This is a genomic window from Phyllobacterium zundukense (assembly GCF_002764115.1).
Classification (GTDB): domain Bacteria; phylum Pseudomonadota; class Alphaproteobacteria; order Rhizobiales; family Rhizobiaceae; genus Phyllobacterium; species Phyllobacterium zundukense.
This window is the reverse complement of record NZ_CP017940.1, coordinates 1142622-1157803: the sequence shown is the minus strand read 5'-3', so window position 1 is coordinate 1157803 and position 15182 is coordinate 1142622. Positions and strand designations below refer to the sequence as shown.

At 56.7% G+C, this 15182-nt stretch carries 12 protein-coding genes; 8 read left to right on the top strand and 4 right to left on the bottom strand.

Annotated elements, in window-relative coordinates:
• Window positions 1-31: 31 nt before the first annotated feature.
• Complete coding sequence (locus tag BLM14_RS05570; protein ID WP_099998475.1) at window positions 32-1492, bottom strand: cobyric acid synthase; 1461 nt, start codon at window positions 1490-1492, stop codon at window positions 32-34.
• Window positions 1493-1612: 120 nt separating this feature from the next.
• On the opposite strand from BLM14_RS05570, the gene BLM14_RS05565 reads away from it, so the two are divergent.
• Both BLM14_RS05565 and mmsB read left to right on the top strand, forming a co-directional pair.
• A complete protein-coding gene (locus BLM14_RS05565) occupies window positions 1613-2767 on the top strand; it encodes an isobutyryl-CoA dehydrogenase (protein WP_099998474.1) in 1155 nt (384 codons plus the stop codon).
• 30 nt (window positions 2768-2797) lie between these two features.
• Window positions 2798-3688 (top strand): 3-hydroxyisobutyrate dehydrogenase, encoded by an 891-nt coding sequence (gene mmsB / locus BLM14_RS05560; RefSeq protein ID WP_099998473.1) that lies wholly within the window; start codon window positions 2798-2800, stop codon window positions 3686-3688.
• A 332-nt stretch (window positions 3689-4020) separates the two neighbouring features.
• Here the strand turns inward: mmsB and BLM14_RS30885 are convergent, their stop codons facing one another.
• Window positions 4021-4158, bottom strand: a complete 138-nt coding sequence (locus BLM14_RS30885) for a hypothetical protein (RefSeq protein ID WP_157929477.1) — start codon at window positions 4156-4158, stop codon at window positions 4021-4023.
• 571 nt (window positions 4159-4729) lie between these two features.
• Between BLM14_RS30885 and BLM14_RS05555 the strand changes: the two genes are divergently transcribed.
• From BLM14_RS05555 to BLM14_RS05535, 5 genes are all read left to right on the top strand, one after another.
• Entirely contained in the window at window positions 4730-5731 is a 1002-nt protein-coding gene (locus BLM14_RS05555; protein ID WP_099998472.1) for an ABC transporter substrate-binding protein, read from the top strand.
• Window positions 5732-5860: 129 nt separating this feature from the next.
• The gene (locus BLM14_RS05550) at window positions 5861-6748 is read left to right on the top strand and encodes an ABC transporter permease (RefSeq protein WP_099998471.1); all 888 of its coding nucleotides are present in this window, start codon (window positions 5861-5863) and stop codon (window positions 6746-6748) included.
• Window positions 6741-7814, top strand: coding sequence for a quaternary amine ABC transporter ATP-binding protein (locus BLM14_RS05545; protein ID WP_099998470.1), 1074 nt, complete (start codon window positions 6741-6743; stop codon window positions 7812-7814). The genes BLM14_RS05550 and BLM14_RS05545 overlap by 8 nt, the downstream gene beginning before the upstream one ends.
• Before the next feature lie 220 nt (window positions 7815-8034).
• The gene (locus BLM14_RS05540; RefSeq protein ID WP_099998469.1) at window positions 8035-9615 is read left to right on the top strand and encodes a trimethylamine methyltransferase family protein; all 1581 of its coding nucleotides are present in this window, start codon (window positions 8035-8037) and stop codon (window positions 9613-9615) included.
• A gap of 59 nt (window positions 9616-9674) precedes the next feature.
• Complete coding sequence (locus BLM14_RS05535; protein WP_099998468.1) at window positions 9675-12251, top strand: GcvT family protein; 2577 nt, start codon at window positions 9675-9677, stop codon at window positions 12249-12251.
• Here BLM14_RS05535 and BLM14_RS05530 read toward each other — a convergent pair.
• Window positions 12228-12995, bottom strand: a complete 768-nt coding sequence (locus BLM14_RS05530) for a phosphate/phosphite/phosphonate ABC transporter substrate-binding protein (RefSeq protein ID WP_099998467.1) — start codon at window positions 12993-12995, stop codon at window positions 12228-12230. The genes BLM14_RS05535 and BLM14_RS05530 overlap by 24 nt on opposite strands.
• Window positions 12996-13137: 142 nt before the next feature.
• Window positions 13138-14169, bottom strand: a complete 1032-nt coding sequence (locus BLM14_RS05525; protein ID WP_237143468.1) for a fatty acid desaturase — start codon at window positions 14167-14169, stop codon at window positions 13138-13140.
• A gap of 115 nt (window positions 14170-14284) precedes the next feature.
• Here BLM14_RS05525 and BLM14_RS05520 point away from each other — a divergent pair, with 115 nt between their 5' ends.
• Window positions 14285-15115: a helix-turn-helix domain-containing protein gene (locus BLM14_RS05520; protein WP_099998465.1), complete on the top strand. Its 831-nt coding sequence runs from the start codon at window positions 14285-14287 to the stop codon at window positions 15113-15115.
• Window positions 15116-15182 lie beyond the last annotated feature (67 nt).

Sequence of the window (15182 nt, the reverse complement as noted above, 5' to 3'; positions counted from 1 at the left end):
CGAATCTGCGACATCAATAACGCCTGCCGCGTCATCGCTGCGATTTCGGCCGCAGCAGCGCGTCAATATCGAGAACTTCAGCCAGTTGGCCGGCTATCGAATCGAGAGCGGCACCCACTCCGGCATGATAGTCAAACGCCTCAGCGGCGATTCCCATAGATCGTAACAATGCCGCTCTAAATTCATCCGCCCCGAACAGCCCATGCAGATAGGTACCAAAGACTTTGCCGTCCTTGGACGCAGCACCGTCTGCAATGCCATTGATGCGCGCCGTTGGCCGCTCGCAGTCGGGACCCGTCGTTCTGCCAAGATGTATTTCGTAGCCGTTCAACGGCAGATCGAATTGCAATGAATGCGCCTCGACATTGCGAACAGTCTTTTCCGGCTCCATCACCGTGTCGATATCGAGATGGCCGAGGCCCTCAACGTCGGTGACACTTCCTTCAATTCCATTGGGATCACGCACCGTCCGGCCCAGCATCTGGTAGCCGCCGCAAATGCCGATGATGTGGCCGCCACGCCGCCTGTGCATATCGAGATCCCGGTCCCATCCATTTTCCCGAAAGCGCAGCAGATCGCCAATCGTCGACTTTGAACCGGGTATGATCACCAGTCCCGCATCCACCGGCACTCTCTCGCCGCTGCGAACCATCACGACATCCACCTGCGGTTCCGCCATCAGCGGATCGAGATCGTCAAAATTGGCAATGCGATCCAGAACAGGGACTGCGATCTTCAGCGCCCGCCCCTCCCCTTTGACCAGCCGCTCCAGGACGACAGAGTCCTCCGCAGGCAACCGGGAGGCGTCCCTCAACCACGGAACAACACCGAACGACGGCCAGCCAGTAAACTGCGTTATCGATTTCAGCCCATCGTCGAAGAGCGAAACATCGCCGCGAAACTTGTTGATGATGTAGCCGATGATCATGTCGCGGTCTTCCGGCTGCAGGATCGCGTGCGTGCCAACGATCGACGCTATCACACCGCCCCGGTCGATATCGCCAACCAGGACCACCGGGACTTTTGCCCGCGTGGCAAAGCCCATATTGGCAATATCACCGGCACGCAGGTTGATTTCCGCTGGTGAGCCCGCACCCTCCACGATCACCAGATCGGCGCCATCGCAAACGACCTCCCACGACGCCATCACCGCGTCGAGCAGTTGCGCCTTGAATCTCTGGTAATCCCTGCCCTTGGCCTGCCCCCAGACCTTGCCCTGAACGATGATCTGACTGCCGGTCTCCGATTGCGGTTTCAAGAGCACCGGATTCATGTGCACCGAGGACGGCACACCGCAGGCACGCGCCTGCAGCCATTGCGCCCGGCCGATCTCGCCGCCGTCGTCGCTCACAGCAGCATTATTCGACATATTCTGCGGTTTGAAGGGACGCACTTTCAGCCCGCGATTACGGGCAAGCCGGCAAAGCCCGGCCACCAGGACGGATTTACCAACGTCAGAGCCTGTTCCCTGCAACATGATTGCGCGTGTCATGGGCTTTGAGTAGCGGATATGTCTTTCTCTTCCTAGCCCCATCCAAAACTCATCTGAAGCGTTGCGCCACTTGGCGCATGGGATAGAGTGACGGGTAGTGGGAATACAGGGAGGTTAGCCATGGATACGTCGCTTGGCCAGTTTGAACTCAATGAGGATCAACTGGCAATCCAGGACATGGCCCGGGCCTTTGCAGCAGACCGGGTAGCGCCCAATGCGCTCGCCTGGGATCGTGACAAGCATTTTCCGGCAGATGTGATTCGCGAAACCGGTCCGCTCGGCATGGGCGGCATCTATGTACGCGAGGATGTGGGTGGGTCAGGATTGAAGCGGCTCGATGCTGTGCTGATCTTCGAGGCGCTGTCGGCGGCTTGCCCGGCATTTTCGGCCTTCATATCGATCCACAACATGGGAACATGGATGGTCGACCTCTTTGGCAATGAGGAGCAGCGTCAGCGCTTCGTGCCACGACTGACATCCATGGAATGGCTGGCGAGCTATTGCCTGACCGAGCCCAATTCCGGTTCCGATGCGGCAGCGTTGAAGACACGCGCGGTGCGTGACGGCGATCATTATGTGCTGAATGGCGCCAAGCAATTCATTTCAGGCGCAGGCGATTCGGATATTTACGTCACCATGGTGCGTACCGGTGAGGATGGACCGAAGGGAATCTCCGCATTGGTTGTTCCAAAGGACGCACCCGGCCTGTCATTCGGCGCCAACGAATACAAGATGGGCTGGAACGCCCAATCGACCAGGCAGGTTCTCTTCGACAATTGCCGGATTCCAGTGGCAAACCGGCTTGGCGAGGAAGGCGACGGCTTTCGCATCGCCATGGGCGGGCTTGATGGTGGACGCTTGAATATCGCTGCCTGCTCGCTCGGCGGGGCACAGTCCGCGCTCGACAAGGCTGTCAGCTATGCCGCTGAGCGCAAGGCTTTCGGCAAGGCCATCAACCAATTCCAGGCCTTGCAGTTCAAGCTCGCCGACATGGAGACTGAGCTTTCGGCTGCGCGCATGCTGCTCTACACCGCCGCATCGAAGCTCGACCGCAAGACACATGACGCCTCGAAATGGTCGGCAATGGCCAAGCGCTTTGTCACCGATACGGGGTTCAACGTCGCCAATGACGCGCTGCAAATCCATGGCGGCTATGGCTACCTGCACGACTATGGCATCGAGAAGATCGTCCGCGATCTGCGTGTTCACCAGATTCTGGAAGGCACAAACGAAATCATGCGGGTCATCATCGCCCGGCATATGACGGTGCGTTAAATCAAAATTGTATCAGGGAGAAACGCTGCGATGACAACAGTCGCTTTTATCGGTCTTGGACATATGGGCAATCCAATGGCCGCCAATCTGGTCAAGGCCGGACACAAGGTTCTTGGCTTTGACCTGTTGCCGGAAAATCTGAGTGTTGCGCAGGGCAATGGCGTGACAATCGCAGCCAACGCCGAGGCTGCCGTGGGTGAAGCCGATATCGTCATCACGATGCTACCGGCTGGCAAACATGTCTTGTCCGTCTATGAATCGGTAGCGAAAGGGGCCAGGAGCGGAGCGCTTTTCATCGATTCCTCGACAATTGACGTCGATTCCGCACGCGAGGCCCACGAGATTGCGCAAAAGAATGGCTTGCTGTCAGTCGATGCGCCCGTTTCCGGCGGTATTGGCGGTGCCGCCGCTGGTACGTTGACCTTCATGGTCGGCGGCAGCACAGAAGCGTTCCTCGAGGCTGAACCCGTGCTGAAGCACATGGGAGCCAGAATTGTCCATTGCGGCGAAGCGGGCAACGGCCAGGCAGCGAAAATCTGCAATAACATGATCCTCGGCATTTCGATGATCGGTGTCAGCGAGGCTTTCACACTGGCGGAAAAGCTTGGCCTGTCGCACCAGGCACTGTTCGATGTTGCCTCGACCTCTTCCGGTCAATGCTGGTCGCTGACCACCTATTGCCCTGTTCCGGGACCTGTACCGACTTCACCCGCCAATAATGACTACAAACCCGGCTTTGCCGCAGCATTGATGCTGAAAGACCTGAGATTGTCACAAGAAGCAGCGCAGAGTGTTGGCGCAGCGACACCCCTTGGTGCCCATGCCGAGGAGATTTACGCGCAGTTTGGCGCGGCAGGCAATGAAGCTACGGATTTTTCCGGCATCATCAATTATTTGCGTGATGCCAAGCGCCAAATCTGATTATGCCAAAGAAACGTACGGAAAGTTCCAGAATTTAGATTTGCTTAAGCTCTCGATAACCTCGCGGTAACGATGTCCGGTTAAAACTTTACAGGTGAGCAGACCAAGACCCTGCTCCCTGCTCCGGATCAGGTACTGCGTACCGGAGTTGTTATTTCTGCCAGTGTACCGTTCGGCAGACGCCATGCGTAATTTGGCAAAAAACCGCACTGCTCCATCATGGACAGGGCGGTTTTTGATATGGCTGACCGCGAATTTCCGGACGATAACCGCATAGAAAAGCCGCCACCTTCGGAAGGCAGCGGCTCTTGAGTCAGCGAATTTTACTGCGATCAACCGGCCGAGCGCGTCCAGATGAAGGACAGCGCAGAAGCGATGCCACTCTTTGCATTGCCGGAAGGTGCGTTGCGCTTTTCGGTGGCATTCCACGAAATGTGTACGCGGTTGTTGCGGTTAAAAATGTAGAGCATTTCTGCACCTCGAAGAGAGAAAACTGTTGTGCCACTCAAATGCGCTCTTTGCCTAAAGTTTGATCAAGAAAATTCGCCATGGCGTGTCGCATTTACAGCATTGGCTCTCGCAAATTTGCATGGCAGCTATGCCGGCGCCATCTCCCTCCTCCAATAGCTTGGGCATTTTGGCAAAACGCCATCTTCAAAACAGCTTGGCGCTAATGGAAAAGCCATATCTGGCGGCGTTTCGTCTGTTGCCTCATCAATGATTTCGCTGGCACGCAAAAACCCGAAAGCACTGCAGGATTAAACAAGACGATGAAGGAAAATTGCCTAAAGCGTTGATCTCTCGCTCATTCCTTTGTTACGATGCTCAGATGAGCTATATACCCATCTGGTATCGCAATCATTTTCCCGGCGTCGTTATATCGATAGGCCTTGTCGCGATATACCGCATTAATTCAATGAAACCATTGCATTCTGACGGGATAAAGATGCCAAATGGCACATAAGCGAACGACTGGGTAAGGCAGTACCAAGTTAGAATTCGTTTTCGGGTGAACTGTCAAATGAGTGGGAGACTAAGAACATGAAGAAGCTGCTCGCTTCAACTATATTGGCCGCTGGTCTTTTCGGCTATGCCGGATCGGCATCGGCAGCTGAATGCGGTACCGTTACAATCGCCAACATGAACTGGCAGTCGGCAGAAGCCCTCGCCAATCTCGACAAGATCATCCTTAGCGAAGGCTATGGTTGTGACGCTGAACTCGTTGCGGGCGACACCGTTCCGACTTTCACGTCCATGATCGAAAAGGGACAGCCGGATATTGCACCGGAGGGCTGGCTCAATTCTGTTCGCGAGCCGCTTGAAAAGGCGGTCAAGGAAGGCAAGCTCGTCTACGCTGCGCCAGCCATCACGGAAGGCGGCACGGAAAGCTGGTGGATCCCTAAATATTTCGCCGAAGCCCATCCGGAGATCAAAACCATCGCCGATGCCATGAAGCATCCGGAATTGTTCCCTTCACCGGAAGATCCGAAGAAGGGCGCGGTCTTCAACTGCCCGTCGGGCTGGGCTTGCCAGATTACCACTGCCAATTTCTACAAGGCCTATGGTGGCGACGAGCACGGTTTCACTCTTGTTGACACGGGCTCAGCTGCCGGTCTCGACGGCTCGATCTCCAAGGCCTACGAGCGTAAGGAACCCTGGCTCGGCTATTACTGGGGCCCAACGGCCATGCTTGGAAAATACCCCATGGTCAAGCTCGACAACGGCGTGCCATATGACGAAAAGGAATGGAACCGGTGCACCGCGATCGCCGATTGCCCGGATCCAAAGCCCAACGGCTGGGCGAAATCTGATATCTATACGATCGTTACCAAGAAATTCGCCGACAGTTCAGGTCCGGCATTCGACTACCTGAAGAAGCGCCAGATTGGGACGGAAGAATTCAACAAGCTCCTTGCCTGGATGGTCGATAACCAGGCAACCGGTGAAGATGGTGCCAAGCACTATCTTAAGGAAAATGAAGCGACCTGGTCGACGTGGGTTTCACCGGAAGCCGCAGAGAAGATCAAAGCAGCTGTGAAATAATTGCAAGGTGCGGCGGGGATGAACTCCGCCGCACCTTGCATCTGCAACGGGTTGAACGCACAACGTTCAGCTGCTTCGGTCATTTGAGGGCGCTTTGCTCCAAATGGCCCAAAGAAGGGGGCACCAACGATGGATTGGTTCTACTCATTCCCGAACATGAATGATGAGACACTGCGCAATCTGAAAAAGACCTTGGATGAAGGTTTCAAGGCCTTCACCCGTGAATACGGCGATATCATCGAGTCTTTTTTTGAGCCGCTGCAGTACTTTCTCATTCAGGCCGAACGTTTCATGACCGCCACACCGTGGCCGATCATGATCCTCCTCATTGGCGGCATCGCCTGGATTGCCAGCCGCAACTGGAAGATCGTCGCGGGTACCGTTATCACGCTGCTGCTCATCGGATATTTCGATATGTGGAGCGACGCGATGAAGACCATCGCGATGATTTTCGTCGGAACGGTCGTCTCTATCTTTGTCGGCATCCCGATCGGCATCGTCATGGCGCGTTCGGACAGCTTCCAGCGGGTCGTCAATCCCATCCTCGACGTGATGCAGACCATGCCGAGCTTCGTATATCTCATTCCGGTCGTCATGCTTTTGGGTATCGGCAAGGTGCCGGGCCTGATTGCGGTGGTGATCTACGCCATTCCGCCGATGATCCGCCTGACCAATCTCGGCATCAGGCTGGTCGACAAGGATGTGCTGGAAGCGGCTGACGCGTTCGGCTCGTCGAGCTGGCAACGTCTGAAGAACGTGCAGATCCCCCTCGCCCTTCCGACCATCATGGCCGGCATCAACCAGACCATCATGATGGCTCTCGCCATGGTCGTGATCGCCTCGATGATCGGTGTCCAGGGACTCGGACAGCCGGTATTGCGTTCCGTCAACGGGCAGTTCTTCTCTCTTGGACTTTTCAACGGTCTTGCCATTGTCGGCATCGCCATCATTTTCGACCGCGTTAGTCAGGCCTATGGCAAGCGTCTTCAGAAGCATCAGGAGGTCGTCCATGGCTGATCGCAACGTTCAAGGCGCCGGCATCAAGATCAAGAACCTCTATAAAATCTTTGGTCAAAGGCCGGCTGCCTATGTCGAAGCCGTCAAGAAAGGTATGTCGAAGACCGAACTGAATGAAAAGTACGGTCATGTCCTCGGCTTGCGCGACATCAACATCGACATGCCGGCCGGCTGCATTCAGGTGGTCATGGGCCTTTCAGGCTCGGGCAAGTCTACGCTGATCCGCCATATCAATCGGCTGATCGACCCGACTGCGGGTGAAGTCATCATCGACAATGCCGATGTTTGCAAGATGAATCAGAACGATCTGCGCCAGTTCCGTCGCCACAAGACGGCGATGGTCTTCCAGAAGTTTGCCCTGCTTCCCCATCGCACGGTGCTCGACAACACCGTCTATGGTCTGGAGATCCAGGGTTTGTCCCGGGATAAGCAGGAAGAACAGGCACGCCGCTGGATCGAAAGAGTCGGTCTGAAGGGCTTCGAGGGTCATTATCCCAACCAGCTTTCAGGGGGCATGCAACAACGGGTGGGTCTCGCCCGTGCGCTCACCAACGATGCTCCTATCCTTCTCATGGACGAAGCCTTTTCCGCGCTCGATCCCTTGATCCGCATGGATATGCAAACGGTGCTTCTCGATCTGCAGAAGGAAATCAAGAAGACTGTCGTTTTCATCACACACGACCTCGATGAAGCACTACGTCTCGGCGATCGCATTGCTATTTTGCGTGATGGTGAAGTGGTCCAGCAAGGAACAGGTCAGGATATCGTTCTGCAACCGGCGGACGAGTATATTTCGAGCTTCGTCAAGGAAGTGAACCGTGGCCGGGTCATCATGGTCGACACCATCGCGACCCATTCATCGGCTCCGGTCACAACGGGCGGCGTGACAGTCAGGAGCGGCACGATCCTTGAGGAAGCCGCCAAAACAATGACGGACGCCAACCAGCAATATGCGACGGTCGTCGACGATAATGGCAAACCCACCGGCACGATCAGCATGAACAGCCTGATCCAGGCCATGGTAACACCGATCAGCCACCTCACTTCGCAGGCCGCTGCGGAGTAAAGAGGCCAGCTTTCAACAGGCCCTCCCTGCTGCTTCGCAGCCTCCCTCCCGAAGCAGCAGGGAGGGATTCTTCTCACAATTTGGCCCTCTCCTTAACTCGCAGCAAACTGGCCATGTCGCTTCCCTAGCGCTCGGCGTCGCTCACGCCGCGCACGCTGAATGCGCCTCTGGCGATAGTGGCACGATCGCCCGTAATGGGTGTAAGCGAAGGGCATGAGCAATGAGTGAACCTGCAGTTGAGATCGACACCAACACATCATCGCGGGATCATGGCAGGCGTGGCGGACGATCCCGGCCCCGCAGCATTGAAAGCGGAGCCTTCGACCAACCACCATTCCGCCAGCTGAAGATTCCATTTGCGCCGACAAAGATTGTTTCCGACGACGAGCTGGAATCCATTCACAATGGCTCGCTCAAAGTGCTGCAGGAAATCGGCGTCGACGTCCTGCATGACGGTGCGCGCGAGATCATGAAAAAGGCCGGCGCCGATGTCAGCCCCGGCACGATGCGTGTTCATTTCGACAAGGACATGATCCTCGAATATATTGGCCTTGCCCCATCGGAATTCACGCTGCATGCCCGCAATCCGGCACACAATGTGCGCTTTGGCGGCAACAATCTTATTTTCGCGCAGATGGGATCGGCGCCGAATTGCTCCGACACCGACAATGGCCGACGCTCCGGCAACCAGGCGGACTTCCGCAATTTCGTCAAGTTGGCCCAAATGCACAATATCATCAACACGACCGGCGGTTATCCGGTCGAACCAATTGATATTCACCCCTCGGTGCGTCATCTTGAGTGCATCCGCGACCTTGCGACGATCAGCGACAAGGCTTTTCACATCTATTCGCTCGGCAAGGAGCGCAATCAGGACGGCATCGAGATCGCCCGCCTCGCCCGCGGCGTCAGCCACGAGCAACTGCAGAACGAGGCGTCCTGCTATACGATCATCAACACCAATTCCCCGCTGAAGCTCGACGTTCCGATGATGGAAGGCATTATCCAGATGTCGGGCAAGGGTCAGATCGTCATTGTGACGCCATTCACTCTTGCTGGCGCCATGGCCCCGGTGACGATTGCCGGCGCGCTGGTCCAGCAGAATGCCGAAGCGCTTGCCGGTATTTCCTTCACCCAGATGGTCAAGAAGGGTGCGCCGGTCGGCTATGGCGGCTTCACCTCCAATGTCGATATGAAGTCCGGAGCCCCGGCCTTCGGTACGCCCGAATACATGAAAGCCCAGATGGTCGGCGGCCAGCTTGCCCGCCGCTATGGCATTCCCTACCGCACCTCCAACGTGTGTGCAGCGAACACGGTCGATGCACAGGCCGCCTATGAATCGGTATTTTCGCTTTGGGGCGCTATTCAGGGCGGCGGCAATTTCATGCTGCATTCAGCCGGTTGGCTGGAAGGCGGACTCTGCTGCTCGTACGAAAAGATGATCCTCGATTTCGATCTGTTGCAGATGGTGGCCGAGTTCCTGACACCGCTTGATCTGTCTGAAGATGCGCTCGGCATCGATGCGATGCGCGATGTCGGTCCGGGCGGCCATTTCTTCGGCACTGCCCACACGCAGTCGCGCTACAAGACCGCCTTCTACGCGCCGATCATTTCGGACTGGCGCAATTACGAAACCTGGCAGGAGGCCGGTTCGCCCACGGCTATCGAGCGCGCCAACCGGGTCTGGAAAGAGCGGCTCGCCACCTATCAAAAACCGGAAATCGACCCGGCGATCGAAGAGGAAATCAATGCCTTCGTCGCAAAGCGCAAGGCTGAAGGCGGCGCGCCGACCGATTTCTGAGCACCTGAATCAAGCTCTCAACACGTTGAATCACATTTCCATACAAGAGGCATAAGACTATGAAATCCCACGTTAAAGCAGTTGTCATTGGCGGTGGCGTTGTCGGGTGTTCGGTCCTCTATCACCTTGCACGCGCCGGCTGGACCGACGTGATGCTGATCGAGCGGTCGGAACTGACATCCGGTTCCTCCTGGCATGCGGCCGGCGGCTTTCATACGCTCAACGGCGATCCGAACGTTGCCAAGCTGCAGGCCTATACGGTCAGCCTCTACAAGGAGATCGAGGAGCTTTCGGGCCAGTCCTGTGGTCTGCATCTGACCGGCGGCGTCATGATGGCGGATTCCCCCGAACGCATGGACTTCCTTCGCCTTGCTCATGCCCGCGGCCGCTATCTCGGCATGGACACCGAACTGATCACGCCATCCGAAGCCAAGGCCATGTTCCCTCTCATGGACGAGACCAATTTCGTCGGCGCGATGTGGGATCCGGTCGAGGGACACCTCGATCCATCTGGCACAACCCATGCCTATGCCAAGGCCGCACGCAAACTCGGTGCAGAGATTTCCTTGCGCAATCGAGTCGTCGAACTCACGCAAGAGGTTGACGGCACCTGGAACGTCGTCACCGAGCAAGGCACAGTTAAGGCCGAGCATGTGGTAAATTGCGGCGGCCTGTGGGCGCGCGAAGTCGGCCGCATGGTCGGGTTGGAACTGCCGGTTCTCGCCATGGAGCACATGTATCTGCTGACCGAAGACGTGCCGGAAGTCATCGAGTTCAACAAGTCCACCGGACGCGAACTCATCGGCGTCATGGACTTCAAAGGTGAGATCTACACCCGCCAGGAGCGCAACGGCATTCTGCTTGGCACCTATGAGAAAGCGGCCAAGCCATGGTCGCCCGTTAATACGCCGTGGGACTTCGGTCATGAACTATTGGCGCCGGACATCGATCGTATCGCTCCTTCCCTAGAAGTCGGCTTCAAGCATTTCCCTGGAATCGAGAAGGCTGGCATCAAGCAGATCATCAATGGCCCGTTCACTTTCGCACCCGACGGTAACCCCCTGGTAGGACCTGTTCCGGGCCTTACCAATTACTGGACCGCCTGCGCCGTCATGGCCGGGTTCAGCCAGGGCGGCGGCGTCGGCCTCGCGCTCTCCAACTGGATGGTGCATGGCGAACCGGGCTTCGACGTCTGGGGCATGGATGTCGCCCGCTTCGGCGAATGGGCGACCCTGCGCTACACTAACGCCAAGGTGCGTGAGAACTATTCGCGCCGTTTCTCCATCCGCTTCCCCAACGAGGAACTGCCGGCAGGGCGTCCACAGCAGACCACGCCCCTCTACGACACAATGCTCGCGCAGAATGCGGTCATGGGCGATTCCTGGGGCCTCGAAACGCCTCTTTGGTTCGCGCCCAACGGCACGGAAGCGCGCGACATCGTATCCTATCATCGCTCCAATGACTTCGAGCATGTCGGCAACGAGGTTCGCGCCACCCGCGAGAATGTCGGTGTGACTGAAATCGCCAACTTCGCCAAATATGAAGTGACGGGCAGTGGCGCTGAAATCTTTCTCTCGCGCCTGATGACCAACACGATGCCTAAGACGGGGCGACTTGTCCTCACCCCAATGTTGAATGAAGAGGGCAAGCTGATCGGTGATTTCACCATCGCCAAGGCCGCCGATGACCGTTTCCTGATCTGGGGATCGTCTGCTGCTCAGCGCTATCACATGCGCTGGTTCCAAAAGCAGCAGCCAAAGGATGGCTCGGTTCAAATCCACCGCTTCGATCAGACGCTTGTAGGCCTTGCGATTTCCGGACCGAATGCGCGTGATGTTCTCACAAAACTCGTTGACGAAGACGTTTCCAACGCCGCATTCCGCTTCATGGATTTCCGCGAGATGGCTGTTGGTGGCGCACCATGCAAGGTCAACCGCATCTCCTATACGGGCGATCTCGGCTATGAAATCTGGATGGAGCCGGCTTATCAGCGTCTTGTCTACAAGGCGATCAAGGAAGCTGGTGCCGAATACAACATCGTCGATTTCGGCATGCGCGCACTCCTTGCCATGCGGCTCGAGAAGAACTTCCCGACATGGTACCGCGAATTGCGCCCGATCTATGGACCTTACGAAGGTTCGATGGACCGCTTTATCAAACTCTCGAAGAACGATTTCATCGGCCGGGAAGCAGCGGCCAGGGAAAAGGCGGAATTCGACGCAGGAACCAGCACAAAGCTGCGCCGTGTTTCTTTCCTGATTGACGTGCCGCATGGCGAGGGTGCCGCTGACGTAATGGGTGATGAGCCGATCTGGGCAAAAACCTCAAAGGATTACGGCGTCGTGCAGGCCGGTCATGGTGTCGGCGCACCGCGCTTTGACGCGACCGGTGAGGTCGTTGCCAATGCAGGCGACAAGGGTGCCGTGCAAGGTGAGTGGCGGGTTGTCGGCTGGGTCACATCCGGCGGCTATGCCCACTATGTCGGCCATTCCATGGCTCAGGGCTATGTGCCGGCAGAGCTTGCAACCAATGAAAATCAGGGGTTCTTCGAGGTGGAGATTCTCGGTATTCGCCGTGCCGCCCGTATCAATATCGAGCCGCCGTTTGACCCGTCAGGCGAAAAGATGCGCGGGTAGCTTTCGAGAAGAGATAAAGGGCAGGCCCTTGCGCCTGCCCGTCCAGCCGACGACGATCAACGCACTGGCGGCCTCATCATACCGCTGCGCCAGCTCCCATGACTTGCAATCAATGGCGGCAATATCGGCGCGGCCCATGGCAACCGTCTCAATCGAGGCGCGGTGCGCGCCGGTCTGAACAAGGCTGACGAACAGACCCAGCGTTTCGCCCTCGATTTGGAGATCGCGCTGAAGCGCCAGATAACCAGACATCGAATCGTGACTGTTGAAGGCCAGCCGCTTCTGCCGCATGAGATCGATGGGGAGCCTGGCTTTGCCATCGGCTGGCGTTACGACCGGTGTCCCTTCGCCCCGGCGCATGACCAGCGCGCTGGAGTAAAATTCACCATCGCCGCCCTCTATGCCGGAATAGTCGTCCTGCCCGGCGAGATGGACATGCGTCTCAAGACCCAGTTCCATCGGCCCCCAGCAGGTCTGCGTAATCAGCAAATCCGGATGACGCCATAGCGTCGGCAGATCAAGCTCGTCAGGGGGAAGCGTTGCCGGGTCCGGTGCGATGACATTGCCTGCAGCATCCTTGATACCACCAGGAACTGCCGGAAGGTCGGCATTGCGCCGCATCAGATATTCAGGTGCGTCATATCCGTTCGAGCGAAGGATATCGCGCATTCTTATCCACTGCGTGTCCACTTCGGCGCGCCGTTCGGGCAAATCATACATCGGCAGGGCCGCAACAAAGGTCATGTTCTACACTTAAGGTCTAGTGGACTCAGATCAAGGCGAGCCGAAAATGGTGGTTTTCGAGAACCGGAGCGCAGCACACATTGAGTACGTGAGCACCGGAAGCGTAGAAAAACGCCATTTGCAGGCCGCCTTGACCTGAGTCCTACTCTTTAGGCGGCTCGGCGGGAATAGGGAGAGTAGAACCGCCCTGCAGGCTGATGCCGTGACGGCGCGGACGGAAAGCACGGCCAGGCGCCGGCTCGCGCCGCAGAACGGGATGCACCACGTCCTGCTTCTTGCGGAAGGCGTAGGCTCGCAGGATCTCGAAATAGTTGCGGAAGACATAGCCGCCATTCATGCGTTGCCATTCCTCGCGCTGCTCGCGGTAGAGTTGCGGCAGACGATACCACGGCACAGTCGGACGCTTGTGATGGACGAAATGCAGATTGTTGTTGAGAAAGATAAGTGCCAAAGGCGATTTTTCGACAATGACAGTCCGCCCATCTGGGCGTTCCGACCATTGATGCTCGCAATAGCTGCGGATCGAGATGATCGATAGGCCCCAATAAACAGCTGTCAGCGCATAAAGCCAGAGCGGAATGCCGAAGACAAACCACACGATCGCTAGCATCGGAACAAGTCCAAGTCCATGCAGCAGCCAGGCGGTGCGGGTCTTGTCATCGCCCCCAGCAATCAGTTTCGTCTCGTTGACCACGAAGCCGGCGACCATCAGTGCCGGCCCGATGACGATCCGGCCAACGAGCGAATTGTTCCAACCGAGCAATACCCTGACGAACGCTGGCAGTTTTTCCCAATCACCCAAAGCACGGTAATAGCTTTCCGGATCGTCATATGGATCCGTCAGCCGTTCATCCGCGTGGTGCTTGAGATGCAGGTGCTTGTAGCGTCGGTAGGGGAAAACCAGGCCAATCGGCAGCGAAACCAGGACTTCATTGATCGTGCCGCTGCGTGTCGGATGGCCGTGCAGGGCCTCATGTTGCAGCGAAGAATGGAACGCGACTGCAACCGCCATCAAGGCCAAAGCCAGGATCGGCATGAAGGGATATATGTAATAGCCGGAGGTAAACCAAAGCCCGTAGCAGACGATCATGAGGCCAATGGTTGGCCACTCAATGCCGAGGCGCTTTCGCGTAGGCTGGGATGCTGTTGTTTCGGTATGTCTTTCTGATTCCATGTTTTTCATGGTCTCATTGTCAGGAATTGTCAGCAATGAGAATCTTGTGAGAAAGTGTTGATTATGCGCACCAAATAGCGCAATTGTTGTGTTAAGTAAACAAAGCGGAGAAAAAATGGATAAACGCGATCTTTCCCGTCTGTTTCAGGAGCGTGTGAAAAGCCTCCTCGCTCGTAGCGGTGACAACCAGTCGTCTTTTGCCGCCTCTGTCGGCATCGACCGGTCAGCGCTTTCGCAACTCTTGTCCGGTCAATCCACACGTCTCCCGCGTGTCGAAACATTGCTCAACATCGCCGAGCGCTACGCAGTGTCTCTGGATTGGCTGCTCGGTCTCAGCCAGGATGAGGGGATCACCGGCGAACTGCGCCCAAGTCTCGAAATCGAACAAGGGTTTGACAATCAGACGTTGCTCGTAAAATGGCATGCGGAGGCGACCGGTACGAAGATACGCTATGTACCAGCCCGCATTCCCGATCTCCTGCGCACACAAGATGTAATTGCCTACGAAACCTCGATGGTCCACCGCGACCCGGCAACGCAAATGAGCGAAACGGCGTTCCGCCTGGACTATAATCGCCAGCCCGGCACGGACATGGAAGTGTGCATGCCGTTTCAGACCCTCGAGGACTTCGCGACCGGCTGCAGCATCTGGGGCAACCTTCCGCGCAAATCACGCGCTGAACAGCTGCAACACATGGCATCGCTGCTCGATGAGTTGTATCCATCCTTCCGGCTTTATCTGTTCGACGGACGGGAACGCTATTCGGTTCCCTATACGGTCTTCGGTCCCTATCGCGCCGCGATATTTGTCGGCGAGATGTACCTGGTCCTTTATACAACCGAAGCCGTACTGACCATGCAGCGGCACTTCGATGGACTGATCCGCATGGCCAAGGTCAATGCCCATGAAGTCGCGAGCTATGTCTCTTCACTCAAAGTTGTTTAAGCTTGCGGCAAACCTTGTCGCAATTGATTATTGACCACATATAAAGACTTCCTTATATCGTTATCTA

Excerpts from the sequence above, each read along its gene's own strand:
- BLM14_RS05570 (WP_099998475.1), bottom strand. The coding sequence starts at position 1,492 with ATGACACGCGCAATCATGTTGCAGGGAACAGGCTCTGACGTTGGTAAA.
- BLM14_RS05565 (WP_099998474.1), top strand. The coding sequence starts at position 1,613 with ATGGATACGTCGCTTGGCCAGTTTGAACTCAATGAGGATCAACTGGCA.
- mmsB (WP_099998473.1), top strand. The coding sequence starts at position 2,798 with ATGACAACAGTCGCTTTTATCGGTCTTGGACATATGGGCAATCCAATG.
- BLM14_RS30885 (WP_157929477.1), bottom strand. The coding sequence starts at position 4,158 with ATGCTCTACATTTTTAACCGCAACAACCGCGTACACATTTCGTGGAAT.
- BLM14_RS05555 (WP_099998472.1), top strand. The coding sequence starts at position 4,730 with ATGAAGAAGCTGCTCGCTTCAACTATATTGGCCGCTGGTCTTTTCGGC.
- BLM14_RS05550 (WP_099998471.1), top strand. The coding sequence starts at position 5,861 with ATGGATTGGTTCTACTCATTCCCGAACATGAATGATGAGACACTGCGC.
- BLM14_RS05545 (WP_099998470.1), top strand. The coding sequence starts at position 6,741 with ATGGCTGATCGCAACGTTCAAGGCGCCGGCATCAAGATCAAGAACCTC.
- BLM14_RS05540 (WP_099998469.1), top strand. The coding sequence starts at position 8,035 with ATGAGTGAACCTGCAGTTGAGATCGACACCAACACATCATCGCGGGAT.
- BLM14_RS05535 (WP_099998468.1), top strand. The coding sequence starts at position 9,675 with ATGAAATCCCACGTTAAAGCAGTTGTCATTGGCGGTGGCGTTGTCGGG.
- BLM14_RS05530 (WP_099998467.1), bottom strand. The coding sequence starts at position 12,995 with ATGACCTTTGTTGCGGCCCTGCCGATGTATGATTTGCCCGAACGGCGC.
- BLM14_RS05525 (WP_237143468.1), bottom strand. The coding sequence starts at position 14,169 with ATGGAATCAGAAAGACATACCGAAACAACAGCATCCCAGCCTACGCGA.
- BLM14_RS05520 (WP_099998465.1), top strand. The coding sequence starts at position 14,285 with ATGGATAAACGCGATCTTTCCCGTCTGTTTCAGGAGCGTGTGAAAAGC.